General features: G+C 56.4%; 10 protein-coding genes. 6 read left to right on the top strand and 4 right to left on the bottom strand.

Annotated features, from left to right (window positions below; translation table 11 throughout):
- Nucleotides 1-4 precede the first annotated feature (4 nt).
- The gene (gene sbmA, locus AB8880_07650) at nt 5-1,258 is read left to right on the top strand and encodes a peptide antibiotic transporter SbmA (protein XDZ64800.1); all 1,254 of its coding nucleotides are present in this window, start codon (nt 5-7) and stop codon (nt 1,256-1,258) included.
- A gap of 50 nt (nt 1,259-1,308) precedes the next feature.
- On the opposite strand, the gene AB8880_07645 is transcribed toward sbmA, so the two are convergent.
- A complete protein-coding gene (locus AB8880_07645) occupies nt 1,309-2,748 on the bottom strand; it encodes a PfkB family carbohydrate kinase (protein XDZ64799.1) in 1,440 nt (479 codons plus the stop codon).
- Nucleotides 2,745-4,103: a bifunctional UDP-N-acetylglucosamine diphosphorylase/glucosamine-1-phosphate N-acetyltransferase GlmU gene (gene glmU / locus AB8880_07640; protein ID XDZ64798.1), complete on the bottom strand. Its 1,359-nt coding sequence runs from the start codon at nt 4,101-4,103 to the stop codon at nt 2,745-2,747. The genes AB8880_07645 and glmU overlap by 4 nt, the downstream gene beginning before the upstream one ends.
- A 113-nt stretch (nt 4,104-4,216) precedes the next feature.
- Here glmU and glmS point away from each other — a divergent pair, with 113 nt between their 5' ends.
- Together glmS and AB8880_07630 are read left to right on the top strand one after the other, a co-directional pair.
- Nucleotides 4,217-6,034: a glutamine--fructose-6-phosphate transaminase (isomerizing) gene (glmS, locus tag AB8880_07635; protein XDZ64797.1), complete on the top strand. Its 1,818-nt coding sequence runs from the start codon at nt 4,217-4,219 to the stop codon at nt 6,032-6,034.
- Nucleotides 6,035-6,045: 11 nt separating this feature from the next.
- Entirely contained in the window at nt 6,046-6,606 is a 561-nt protein-coding gene (locus AB8880_07630; protein ID XDZ64796.1) for a peroxiredoxin, read from the top strand.
- A 108-nt stretch (nt 6,607-6,714) separates the two neighbouring features.
- Here the strand turns inward: AB8880_07630 and AB8880_07625 are convergent, their stop codons facing one another.
- A complete protein-coding gene (locus AB8880_07625; GenBank protein ID XDZ64795.1) occupies nt 6,715-8,907 on the bottom strand; it encodes an LPS-assembly protein LptD in 2,193 nt (730 codons plus the stop codon).
- A 228-nt stretch (nt 8,908-9,135) separates the two neighbouring features.
- Here AB8880_07625 and AB8880_07620 point away from each other — a divergent pair, with 228 nt between their 5' ends.
- Genes AB8880_07620 through AB8880_07610 form a run of 3 tightly spaced genes read left to right on the top strand, consistent with a single transcriptional unit; the run spans nt 9,136 to nt 12,906 of the window.
- The gene (locus AB8880_07620; protein ID XDZ64794.1) at nt 9,136-10,176 is read left to right on the top strand and encodes a glycosyltransferase; all 1,041 of its coding nucleotides are present in this window, start codon (nt 9,136-9,138) and stop codon (nt 10,174-10,176) included.
- Nucleotides 10,176-11,939 (top strand): asparagine synthase (glutamine-hydrolyzing), encoded by a 1,764-nt coding sequence (gene asnB, locus AB8880_07615; GenBank protein ID XDZ64793.1) that lies wholly within the window; start codon nt 10,176-10,178, stop codon nt 11,937-11,939. Before AB8880_07620 ends, asnB begins: the two co-directional genes overlap by 1 nt.
- Before the next feature lie 58 nt (nt 11,940-11,997).
- Nucleotides 11,998-12,906 (top strand): glycosyltransferase family 9 protein, encoded by a 909-nt coding sequence (locus AB8880_07610; GenBank protein ID XDZ64792.1) that lies wholly within the window; start codon nt 11,998-12,000, stop codon nt 12,904-12,906.
- Nucleotides 12,907-12,931: 25 nt separating this feature from the next.
- On the opposite strand, the gene AB8880_07605 is transcribed toward AB8880_07610, so the two are convergent.
- The gene (locus AB8880_07605) at nt 12,932-13,486 is read right to left on the bottom strand and encodes a DUF924 family protein (protein ID XDZ64791.1); all 555 of its coding nucleotides are present in this window, start codon (nt 13,484-13,486) and stop codon (nt 12,932-12,934) included.
- Nucleotides 13,487-13,494 lie beyond the last annotated feature (8 nt).

The raw sequence follows: 13,494 nt of genomic DNA, 5'->3' as shown, positions 1-13,494 counted from the left end.
CTTCATGTTTCAGTCGTTTTTCCCGAAACCTCTTCTGTTCTTTTCAAGTGTTGTACTCTGGTCGGCGGTTACCGTTCTTTTCTGGTATACGGCCGGGCAGGATGTCGGCACGGCGCTCGGGTTCACCTTCCCCGAAGAAGGGGCAGAGCCCATCATCGGGCTTGGTTATTTTGCCTCATCGGATTTCATCTGGTTTTATATCTATTACGGGCTGATCACGTTGATTTTTGCCGCGTTCTGGTTCATTGTCGCGCCGCATCGCTGGCAGATGTGGTCCATCCTCGGCTCATCGCTCATTCTCTTCAGCACCTATTTCGGCGTTCAGGTTTCGGTTGCCATCAACAACTGGCGGCGTCCGTTTTTCGATGCGGTTCAGGACGCGCTCACCGGTAAAGGCAATGTCACGGCCTGGGATCTTTATGCCTATATCATCACCTTTGCTGAAATAGCATTTCTGTTCATCGCGGTGTTTGTCATCACGCGGTTTTTTGTCAGCCACTATATCTTCCGCTGGCGGACAGCGATGAATGATTACTATGTCTCCCACTGGTCGAAGCTTAGGACGGTGGAAGGGGCCTCCCAGCGTATCCAGGAAGATACCATGCGTTTTGCCGGGATCATGGAAGGTCTTGGGGTGTCGGTGGTCGACGCGGTGATGACTCTTTTTGCCTTCCTGCCGGTTCTCTTCTCGCTTTCGGTCTATGTCAAGGAATTGCCGATTGTCGGCGAAATTCCTGATCCGCTGCTGTATGCGGCGATCTTCTGGTCGATTTTCGGCACTGTTTTCCTCGCCGCGGTCGGCGTGAAACTTCCCGGGCTCGAGTTTCGCAATCAGCGGGTGGAAGCCGCGTTCCGAAAAGAGCTTGTCTATGGAGAGGATGATCCGGCCCGGGCCGAGCCGATGACGGTGAAAGAGCTTTTTGAAAATGTCCGGAAAAATTATTTCCGGCTCTATTTCCATTACATGTATTTCAACGTGGCCCGGAGTTTCTATATTCAGGCGGATAATATCTTCTCGTATTTTATCCTGATCCCGACAATCGTCTCCGGCGCGATTACGCTTGGCATACTTCAGCAGATCCTGACGGCCTTCGGCCAGGTGTCCAATTCATTCCAGTATATCGTCAATTCCTGGCCGACGATCATTGAACTCTTGTCCATTCACAAGCGCCTGAAAGCCTTTGAAAGCGTCCTTGATGACAAGCCTCTGTCCAAAATTGACCGGGACTTCATGTCCGGCAAGGACAGCGCGTTCTGATACGGGACATGCCGGGGCAGGGGGCTATGGACGCCCCCTTGTCCTGATCGTCAGCGCCCGCTCAGCCTTGTGGTGGAATACCCCTCGCGTATCGGCACGACAATGACCTTGCCGCCATTGGCGCGGACAAGATCAGCCCCGACGATCTGGTCGGCGGTATAATCTCCGCCCTTGATCAGCCGGTCAGGCATGATCCGGCGGATGAGCCGTGCCGGGGTTTTTTCCGAAAAGATGGCAACGGCGCTGACCATGGGCAGGCTTGCCAGCACGGCGGCGCGGGTGTCTTCATCCTGCAGGGGGCGACCCTCGCCCTTGAGCTTCCTCGTCGAGATGTCTGAATTGAGGCCGACAATCAACCGGTCACAGCAGGAAGCGGCCTTTTCCAGCACCCGGATATGCCCGGGATGAAGCCGGTCAAAACAGCCATTGGTAAAGCCGATGCGGAGCCCTTCCTGCCGCCAGCGCAAGATCTCATCACGCAATCGTGCCGCATCGCTGGCACCGCCAGCCACCAATTCGCTGAGGACTTCACCCGGCGTTACCGAAGACGTGCCTGCCTTGCCGACAACTATCCCCGCCGCGGCATTGGCAAGGCGGACCGCTTCCATGCTTTCCGTGCCGACGGCGAGCGCCGCTGAAAGCATCGCGATCACCGTGTCGCCTGCGCCGGATACATCGAAGACCGACCTTGCCATCGACGCGATCACGAACGGGGGAGATGAGGCATCCGCCAGCATCATTCCTTCTGCCCCCATGGTGGCGAGGATCTGCCCTATACCGTGGGAGGAGGCCATCTTGCGTGCTGCAAGGGCAATTTCATTCCGGCTTGCAAGGGCAAGCCCGGTCATCTGCCTGAGCTCGCCCAGATTTGGGGTGATGATGCTCGCCCCTGAAAATATGCCCGCATCCGTTTTCTTGGGATCGACAAGAACAGGGATACCTGCTTTGCGGGCAAGGCGTATCAGGGCCCGGGCTGTATCACGGGTGATCACGCCCTTGTTATAATCCGAAAGGATGAGGGCATCTGCCTTGTTGATCTCTATTTCCGCAACCGCGAGGATTTTTCTCGCGATGGCAGCGGAAATCTCGGTTGTGTCTTCCTCATCCACCCGCAGCATCTGCTGGCCGGCGGCGGAATATCGGGTCTTGAGGGTTGTCGGCCTTTTCCTGTCGGCAATGGCACGGAAACGGATGCCGGGTTCTGTTGCGATCGCCTTCCTTAGCATGGCGGCGGCTTCATCATGGCCGGTGACGCCGATCAGCGAGACCCGGGCCCCGAGATGACAGAGGTTGCGCGCGACATTGGCCGCGCCTCCCGGCATGGCGACCGAACTTGCGCGTGACATCACCGGCACCGGCGCTTCGGGAGAGATGCGCTCAACATGACCGGAGATGAACTGATCGAGCATGACATCGCCGACAATGGCCAGTCTCGCCGTGCTGATGCGGGTGAAAATCTCCCCCGGGGTAAGTTTCGTTTTGCCGGTCATTTTACATCTTCTCGTCTCTTCTCGCGGAAACGCTTGGCCCCGCCGGAAAGGTGTCTGGTCTCGGCTCTTGCAACCGCGAGGCTGTCCGCCTCGACGGGCTCGGTGATGGTGCTGCCGGCGCCGATCATGGCCCGGTCACCGACGCTGACCGGCGCCACAAGCGACGTGTTGGAGCCGATAAACGCTTCATCACCTATATGGGTTGAATGCTTGCTGGTGCCGTCGTAATTGCAGGTGATCGTCCCGGCGCCGATATTCGCCTTCGTTCCGACGGTGGTATCGCCGAGATAGGTCAGGTGATTGGCCTTGGAAAGATCCCCCATGGTGGTGTTTTTCGTTTCAACGAAATTGCCGATACGGACGCCTTCGCCAAGCGTCGTTCCCGGGCGCAGGCGTGCATATGGGCCAATGATGCAGCAGGCGCCGGTCCGCACGCCTTCAAGATGGCTGAAAGCCCTGATCTCGCTGCCTTCGCCGATAATAACCCCGGGGCCGAAGACCACATGCGGCTCAATAATCACGTCCTTCTCAAGAACCGTATCGTAATGAAGATGGACGGTTTCAGGTGCAATCAGCGTTGCGCCCGCCTCCATCGCCGCCCATCTGAGCCGTTTTTGCAGCTCTGCTTCGGCAAGGGCCAGATCATGACGACTGTTGATCCCCATCACCTCGGCCTGCTCGGCCTTGAGACAGAGCGCGGCATGCCCCTTTGCCCGTGCAGCTGCGACAATATCGGTCAGATATTTTTCACCGCTGACCTCATTAAAAGGGCAGTCTTCAAGCAGCTCGAAGGCAAGCGGCGCCCTGATCGCCATGATACCGGCATTGACGAAACGGATCGCGGCCTCGGCAGGATTTGTGTTCTTTTCCTCGACAATGGCCTCAACCTGGCCCGATGAAGACGTGATCAGCCGGCCATATCCGGTGGGATCATCGGCATCGAAGCCGAGGCACACAACCGCGGCGTCATCTACCGAAAGCAGATGATCCGCCATCCGGCGGTAGGTTTCTGCTGTCACCAGCGGGGTGTCGGCAAAAGCGACAAGAATGACGCCGCTGAACATGTTGAGGGCGGGTTTCGCGGCCTCCACCGCGTGACCGGTGCCGAGAGGCGGGTCCTGCACCGCCGGGATGATATCAAGCCCGGTGATATCTCGGTAGGTATCAAGAAATTTTGTGACCGCCAGCGCGTCCTTGGGCATGACAACAATCTGCCGTGATGCCCCGGCAAGATGGGCCGCTTCCAGCGCCCAGGAGAGCATGGGTTTGCCCCCGAGGCGATGCAGGGGCTTGGGCAGGCTTGATTTCATCCGCTTGCCCGCGCCCGCTGCCAGTATGACCGACGCGAATTCCATGCCCTCTTTATACCTTCCTTGGAAAGGTTAATAAAGAATATACTCATCCAAAGCATTGATACCGCGCTGAAAAATAACTAAAACTGAAAGCATCAAATGGATCGGAGTTTGCCATGTGCGGAATTGTTGGAGCCATAGGAGATGCCGAGGCATCGGAAGCCCTTTATGATGCGCTTCGGCGGCTGGAATATCGCGGCTACGATTCTTCCGGCATCTGCATGCATCAGGGGGAGCGGCTCGTTCGCCGACGTGCGGTCGGCAAACTCAGGGCCCTTGGCCAGTTACTTGAAAAAGAGCCGGTTTCCGGGTCGGTCGGGATCGGGCATACGCGCTGGGCCACCCATGGCGGGGTGACGCTGGAAAACGCCCACCCGATCATGACCGAAAACGACAGCGTGGCGGTCGTCCATAACGGGATCATTGAAAACTTTCGGCAGTTGAAGGATGAACTGGCCTCCCGCGGCCACATCTTTTCAAGCGAAACCGATACCGAAGTGCTCTGCCATCTCTTTTCCGAAGCGATGGCGGAACATGAAACCCTGATCGACGCGACGGCGGCGGTGCTGGAGCGCATCAAAGGTGCTTTTGCCTTTGCCGTATTGTCTCTCGCCTTTCCCGGGCAGATCGCGATTGCGCGCAACGCGTCGCCCCTGGCGGTCGGCCTTGGTGATGGCGCCAATTATATCGGCTCGGACGCGATTGCCATGGGCGGACTGGCACAGCGGGTTATTTTCCTTGAGGATGGTGATTTTGGCGTGGTGTCGAAAGATCATGTGGATATCCGGAGCGCCGATAACAGACCGGCGCAACGTCCGGTGGTGAGCGTTCCCTCCAACCCGCATCTGGTCTCGAAAGAAGGATATCAGCATTTCATGCTGAAAGAGATTCACGAGCAGCCCGATGCCATTTCCCACACCCTTGCCAGCATCACCGACAATAGCGGTCATCTTGCGATGGATCTCGGGGATCATGCGGCCCTCAAGGGGTTGCTTCTGCTTGGGGCGGGGACATCGCATAACGCCGCGATGATCGGCAAATACTGGATCGAATCGCTGGCCGATCTGCCGGTGGTGACGGAAATCGCATCCGAATTCAGGTATCGTCAGCCTTCGGTCAGGCATCTTGATCTGGCGGCAGGTATCTCGCAATCCGGGGAGAGTCTGGATACCCTGATGGCGCTTCGCTACGCCTCGGAAAAAGGTGTCCGGACGCTGGGCGTTATCAACGTGCCTGAATCCACGATCTATCGTGAGACAGATATCCAGCTGCTCACCCATGCCGGCCCTGAAGTCGGGGTTGCCAGCACCAAGGCATTTACCGCCCAGTTGACTGTTCTGCTTGGGATGGCGGTTGTTCTTGGCCGTGATCGCGGGGTCCTTTCGGAACAGGACGCGGCCGCCATCGAAGAAGGCCTGATGGCGCTCCCCCGGCTGGTGGGCAAGGCGTTGAGCTTGATGGAGGGAGTAGAGGCCCATGTGCCGATGCTTTCCCGGGCGTCTTCCTGTCTCTTTCTGGGGCGCGGGCTTCTCTATCCATTGGCGCTTGAAGGGGCGCTCAAATTAAAGGAGTTGAGCTATATTCATGCCGAAGGATATGCCTCGGGGGAAATGAAGCATGGCCCGATCGCGCTGATCGAAGAGGGCATGCCGGTGATTGCCATGATGACCTCGGGCGAACATCTCGATAAATCGGTCAGCAACCTGATGGAGGCACGGGCAAGAGGGGCGTCGGTGATCACCATTGCAACCGAGGGCGCAGCTTCGGCGGCGGCCGAACTCGGGCCGGTCATTCCGGTGCCGGATTGCCACCCTGCCGTGGCGCCGATCCTGTTGTCGATCCCGGCACAGATGCTGTCCTACCTGACGGCGGTCCATAAGGGAACGGATGTCGACCAGCCGCGCAACCTCGCAAAATCCGTTACCGTGGAGTAAGGATAAAAGACATGTCCGCAAATTACGAAAAACTTCCGGAAAATCTGCCCGTTCCCGAAGATGACGGGGCCTGTGATCACCTCATGGGGGTAAATCTTCCTGATATCGAGCTTCCGTCCACCAGGGGCGGCATGGTCAATCCTGCCCGCGTGGCGGGGAAGGTTGTCATCTTCTGCTATCCCATGACCGGCAAGCCAGGTGTTGCGCTGCCGGAAGGCTGGGATGATATTCCCGGGGCAAGAGGCTGCACCCCGCAGAACTGCGCGTTTCGGGACAGTAGCGCTGAAATCAGGGAACTGGGCGCGGAGATATTCGGGCTCAGCACGCAAGACAGAGACTATCAGCAGGAGATGGCAGAACGACTTCATCTGCCTTTCCCTGTTCTGAGTGATATCGAGATGGAATTTTCATCAGCCTTGAGACTGCCCTTGTTTTCGGTTGACGGGATGGACCTGCTCAAACGCGTGACGATCATTGCCGGCAATGGCGTCATCGAAGCGGTGCATTACCCGGTCTTCCCCAGTAATTCAGATCCGGCCTGGGTCCTTAAGCATCTTCGCACCCGCGGGTGACAGGGAAATTCCGGCCCTGCGCATGGTCCTGCCAAAAACCCCGGGCCCTGCCAATAAAACTTGGCCCGGGAGGGAAAGCCTCGATCTTTAAGGTATAGGCGCGCCTGATTAATTGCTGCGCCCGAGATCCGAGGTGCTGATCGCCCCGAGATATTTGAAACTGAACAACAGGAAGATTTCATCAACAGGTTTGATATCGCGGTCGGATTGCGTGTCGCGTGTGTAGCCGATACTGACGGTGAGGCAATCCTGAATACCGCCACCATAATTGAAGTCAACCATCGAATCCTTGAGCTTCCTTGTATCGTTGGACAGGTCATATTCCTGGGTGATCTTCACTCTCCAGTTTCCGGGAAGTTGTTGCTCGGCTGTCAGGATCAGCTGTTCCTTTTCGGTGCTGGCGGCGCTGAAATAGGATTTTGCCAGCTGGTTATAGGTCGCGGATACTCGTGTTTTCCCGAGGCTGAGCGACGCGCTGGTTTTGGTTTCGTTAAGATCAAATTCTCTTGGATGGAATCGCCCGGACAAGGAGAAATCCAGATATTTTCGGGGCTTGATGGCAATACTTGCCAGAATATCGGAAATGCGGTCACGCTCATTGGTGGCGTTGAGTCCGTCCGGAGATTTGCCGGACAATCGTATCGATGAGCCGAGAAATCCATCCACATTGCCGAGAATTTTATCTTCAAGCGACACGGAAACACCAAGATCAACGCGGCTGTTGGAGATCATGAAATCTTCACCCTGTTGACGGTGAAGGAGGAAAAGATTGGCTTCATCAAGCCTGAAATCCGAACTGTCGCGGTTCGGAATCTTGTTGGTGCGGTCACTGGATCTGATGGAGACAAATTTGGCTTTCGGCTCCAGAAACATGAATCTGTCCATGACCCTGGCCGTCATCGGCAGGGACCAGCCGACCCCGGCGGCGATACTGGCCTGGCCAAGCTCGCCTGTATATCCCGAATTTCCGGTTGCGGTCTCAATATCGCGGTACTGGCCCACCAGGCGTCCTTCGGAGGAAAAGACGCCATATCCGGTCAGAAATTCTTCATACCCATAGATTTCCGATGACCAGCGGCGAATATCGGTATAATCGTCATTATGCAGGCTGATGGCGCTCAAGCGAAGCCGGAGAGAGAGGTTTTCCCGGCTTGTGGGCAGGTATCTTTCGTGAAAAACCGATGGCAGCATGACCGGTTCCTTTTCCGGCCCCTTGTTGTTGCGCAGATCCTGAATATCATAGGCTTCAACACGGCTGTATCTGAAGGGATCAATCCGCTCGGACGTGATATAGGATTTCAGGTATTCATCATCTTCAAACTTGTAGCGCCGCTGGAATGTATCCTGGCTGGCACGATAGAGACGGACATGTGTCTTCCAATGATCACCGAGAATGGTGTTCAGGGTTGCATCAACGCCGAAAACATCCTCTTTTGATTTCTTGAAAGTATTGAGCCGGCCGCCGGTAATTCTGGCATTGAGATCGCTCTTGTCCCATAACCGCCGATATCTGGCATTGACCGCATTTCCATCCGTGCCAAAAAGATAGGGCGTGATCTCAAGATCATGGGTATCGCCTGTCACGATATAATAGGGCTGCGAATAGATCAAACCGACATCGGAAGAAATGGCAATCCGGGGTTGAAGCAGCCCGGTCTGGCGGCGCACCGTCCAGTCCGGATGCGACAGATACGGAAAATACATGATGGGCACGGAGAAAATCTGCATCCGCACATTCTTGTGGACAAGTTTTGTCTCTTCCGCCACATGGATTGTTTCCGACGTGCGTATTTCCCAGGCCGGGGTGGCACCGCCCTTGAAATCACATTTGCAGGGGGTAAACCGGCCCCGGTCAAAGACTTTTCTGCTTTTATCGGTGAAATCGGCCCTGTCGGCGCTCAGCCAGGATCCATCCTGAAGACGGCTGATCACCTCTTCCGCAAAGCCGGTTGAAAAATCCCCATCAAGGAGAAGATGGTCGGCATAATGGGTATTGCCTTCCCTGTCGATGAAGATGACAGATCCGGTTGCAACCGCCTCGCCCTTGTTCCGGTCATATTCCACGCGGTCGGCGGTGAGCCGCATCGATTGCTGCTCCAGCACCACGTTTCCCGTGGCGATCAAGACGCCTGTTTCAGCATCGGATGAGACCGCATCGGCCGAAAAGTCGATCGGTGCGTCGCCGGAGTTCTGCGCCCATCCGGCACCGGAGAGGGTGATGAGTGTCAGAACAGCCATCACCACGACCCGGACACGCCGACAGCCTGAAGAGAGAATTTTTGAAAAATCAGGATAGGTCATGGGAGGTGCCGGGCATCTTTTGGTGGTGGAGTTGGATCATAGTCTATATATTTTTGAATACAATGTAACAAAACCCGCCGTGCCATCATAGGGGAATTGAATGAAAACGCCGATAAACTTCCCGGAACCTGCATGGAAGGCAGATGGCGATGGGTGTAAATTAATGAATTGTTTTGTCGATAATTTCCCCATGTGCAGATCTCTGCCAGTGTCGCAGGGTAAGAGTTGATGCCTGGCCAGGGAGATTTCTCGCTTGTTCAGGTCATGGCAGGGGCTGAAAATGGCGGCGCCGAGCTTTTCTTCGAACGTCTGGCTGAACAGTTTCATCATCACCAGGTGGATCAGCAGATCATTGTCAAGCCATGGCCGCAGCGTGTTGCTCGGTTGCGCGATATGGGTCTTGACGTCCGCACCAATAGAATGCGGCCTCTTCTGGCCATGCTGGATAAGGCAGAACTGCACAACCAGATCAGCAAAGCTGACCCGGGCGTGGTCCTCACCTGGATGAACAGGGCAACCGGTTTTGTCCAGCCCGGGCCCTGGTGCCTTGTTGGACGTCTTGGCGGGTATTATGATCTGAAATACTATCGCCATTGCGATTGGCTGGTCGGTAACACCAAAGCCATTGCAGATTGGCTGATATCCAGAGGCTGGCCGAAAGATCGCGTGCATCATCAGGTCAATTTCGTGCCTGAATTTACCGGCGAGGCGGCATCGCGGCAAGCGTGGAAGACGCCGCCGGATGTTCCTCTGTTTGTTGCCATGGGCCGATTGCACCGAAATAAAGGCTTTGATACGTTACTTGATGCCTTTGCCCGGCTTCCTGGCGGAATATTGTGGCTTGCCGGTGATGGACCAGAGCGCGACGCGCTCAGAACCCATGCGGTGAACCTCGGGATACTGGAAAGAGTGAGGTTTCTTGGCTGGCAGGATTCGCCCTTGAGCATTCTGGCGGCGGCGGACATATTCATCTGCCCGTCGCGGCACGAACCCTTCGGCAATGTCATTGCCGAAGCCTTGAGTGCGCGAAAACCTGTCATTGCAACCTCATCCGATGGCGCCAGGCAGATTCTTAGCCATGGAGATGATGGGATTATCGTGCCGGTCGATGATGCCAGCGCTCTTGCCGCATCGATGCTGGATATGATGAAAGACAAGGATCTTCAGCTAAGACTTGCCGTTGCCGGCCATCAGACATGGCACAACTCGTTCCGGCCGGAAAAGGTTGTATCGGACTGGCTCGATTTTCTTCAAGGTGTGCAACGCTGATGTGTGGAATTGCCGGATATTTTCTCAAGCCCGGGCAACCTCATCCCGGGGGTTGCCTCGGCAGGATGCGGCAGGCGCTGAAGCATCGCGGGCCGGACGGGGAAGGTGAACGCCGGTTGGGTCAGGCGGGATTTGCCCATACGCGCCTCTCGATCATTGATCTGGCGGATGGAGCCCAGCCCTTTGTCAAAGGCAATCACATGCTGATAGCAAATGGCGAGATCTATAATCATGAAGACCTTCGTCATGATTTGTCCTATGCGTTTGAAAGCAGATCAGATTGTGAGGTTGCGCTTCCCCTGTGGCAGAAGGAAGGCCCGGATTTTGTCAGGAAATTGCGGGGAATGTACGCGCTTGCTCTTTATGACAAGGGCAATGACCGTGGATTGCTTGCCCGTGATCCTTTCGGCATCAAGCCTCTTTACTATATCGAAACCCCGGCGGGGCTGTTTTTTGCCTCTGAAATACGTGCCTTGCGTGAGGCCGGATTGCTGAGAGATGAGGCACCGTCCCGCTTGCAGGGCGCCTATATCCTTGACCGGCAATATGCTCCAGTCTCCCCATTTGAAAACGTCAGGAGAGTGATGCCCGGTGAAGTGCTTGAAATTCAGGCAGGCAGCATCATCTCTCGTCATCGCGACCGGCCTCTTGAAACGGATATGTCGGAAGAAGCCAGCCTTCAGCGGCTGGACAGGATGCTGGAATCCTCCATCCAGGCGCATCTTCTTTCGGATGTGCCATATGGCATGTTTCTTTCTGGCGGTGTTGATTCCGCCTGTATTCTGGCGATGATGGCGCGGCTGAACACCGCCCCGGTCAATGCCTATACAGTGGTCTTTGATACTGCAGGCCAGGGCCGGTCCGTGGATGAAAGCCGTCTGGCTTCACATCTTTGCGAAAAGCTTGGCGCGCGGCATAGCGTCGTTCCGTTCGGGGCAGATGATTTTGACCGTATCGCAGGACTCGCGGCATTGGCTTGCGATGATCCGGTTGCGGATTATGCCATTCTTCCCACGCTTCATCTGGCAAAGAGAGCGGCCGAGGATGTCAAAGTCATTCTTTCCGGTGAGGGCGGGGATGAATTCTTTGCCGGGTATGGCCGGTACCGGTCGGCCACAGGCATCTTCAGATCAAAACCCATGCGCCGCCCGGGGCCTGCTCTCCGGGCTGATATCCTGCAGCCTGACCTCGCCCAGTCTCTCCGTCAGGATATGTATCAGCGAGCAGATAAGGGTATTCCGCTCATCCAAAGAATACTGGAGCCGGATGCAAGCCTCAGGCAGGTGCAGGCCCGGGACATAGAAGAATGGTTGCCCGATAATCTCCTCATCAAACTGGACCGGTGTTTGATGCGCCACGGCGTGGAGGGGCGGACACCCTTTATCGACCGGGAACTTTCCGCCTATGGGTATCATCTGCCGCGGCGAGAAAAGATAAACTCAAGGCAAGGCAAGTTTCTGTTAAAGACGTGGCTGCACCGGGAACTTCCCGAAGCAGAGGCATTTTCAAGAAAGCGCGGCTTCACGGTCCCTGTTGGCGAATGGATCGCCCAGCGTGCCGATACGCTTGTCCCCTTGCTCAGGCTTCAACCGGGTCTTTCGAGCCTTGTTCGTGAAGGCGCCCTTGAGCCGGTCATCCGCAAAGCAGCGCATGGCCAGGGGCAGCTGGCCTGGAGACTGCTCTTTTATGCGCTCTGGCATCAGATCCATATAGGTGGAGTTGCAGCAGATCAGCCGATTAGAGATATACTTGCGGCGCGCTAGGTCAATTTACTGGATGGTATTAAGATAATGCACCCGTTTTTCAGAAAGTAACCCGAAGATGGCAGAGGCAAGGCGGATACTGGTGATCAAGCATGGTGCGCTGGGGGATATTGTCCAGGCCCTTGACGGCTTTGCCAGCCTCCGCGCCGGGCATGAAGGTGATCATCTCGCGGTGCTGACAAGCCCGGGCTTTGCCGGTTTCCTTGAAGAGATGCCGTTTTTCGATGCGGTGCATATCGATCATCGCGCCGGGCCTTTCGCGCTGCGTGAATATATCCGGCTGCGGCAGCTCTTCCGGCAGGGTTGGGACCGTATCTATGATTTCCAGTCGTCGCGCCGGACCATCCGCTATTTCCGTTACCTGATCCCGCGCGGCGTTGAGTTTGTCGGCCTGCCGGCCCGTGCCAGTCATCCGCTGCCGGATATGACGGGGATGAACAATCGTGACCGGATGCTGCTGACGGCACGTCTTGGTGGCTGCCCGGATGCCGTGGCGTCGATGGACTGGCTGAAAACCACGGCGGAAGAGCCATCATCAAAACTTGCGGTCCTGATCCCGGGATGTTCGCCCGCCAAGCCTGCCAAGCGCTGGCCGGCGGAACGGTTTTCCGCCCTTGCCATGAAACTTGCCGATGAGGGCTATGAGCCGGCGCTGGTGGGCACCTCGCTTGATCGCGCGGTTGGCGATGCCATTCTCGCAAAAGCACCAGACATAAAAGATCTGATTGGCCAGACGGATCTGCGCGGTCTTGCGGCGCTGCTTTCCTCGGCCAGACTGGTGGTGGGGAATGACACCGGCCCTGTTTTTCTTGCCGCCCGCCTTGGCGCGCCGACGGTCATGGTGATGTCGCGTCATACCGATCCGGCGATGTCGGCGCCGGTGGGGCCGCGGGCAGGCTGGATCAAGGAGGAGGATATCAGGTCGATAAAGCCCGAAGACGTGCTTGAAATTGCCCGAAATCTGTAGCTTCAGCCGCAACCCGGGCGCAAGTCTAGAAAGACGAATCCGGCCCGTTGAGAAATTCCCGTTCTTCGTCGCTGAGCGGGCGGCCAAGAATTTCGTTTCGATGCGGGAAATACCCGAATCGTTCAACAATCACTTTATGTTTGATCGCGTATTCATGGACGCGTTCGGCGGTGTATTTCTCAAAAAGAGGGAGGGATTTTTCCTGCACCTCGAGATCTTCGGCATGCATCATCGGCATCAGGAGAAACTGCCGCCAGTCCGGGTCGTCAAACTGGTCGAGATAGCCGCGCACGACGCCTTTCCGTGACAGGGCCAGCGCCATCTCGTCACCGGCAAAGGCGAGCGGGGTGTCGCGATAGATATTGCGGGTGAACTGGTCAAGCATGATGATCAGCGCCATCAGGCCGTCGGCGTTTTCCGCCCAGGCATCGAGCTGCCCTGCCAGGGCCTTTTTCACCAGCGGCTCGAACCTGTCTTTGATGGCTGCGTCGAAATCAGGATCTTTCCTGAAGCGCTGCATCGGTTCGGTCTCTTCAAACCAGAATCGAAGTATGTCGGGGATCCGCTCCGCATGTCGCATGGCTGCCT

Source organism: Alphaproteobacteria bacterium LSUCC0684, from assembly GCA_041228335.1.
Taxonomy (GTDB): domain Bacteria; phylum Pseudomonadota; class Alphaproteobacteria; order Puniceispirillales; family UBA1172.
The sequence above is the reverse complement of the archived record's forward strand: the minus strand, read 5'-3'. Positions and strand labels throughout refer to the sequence as shown.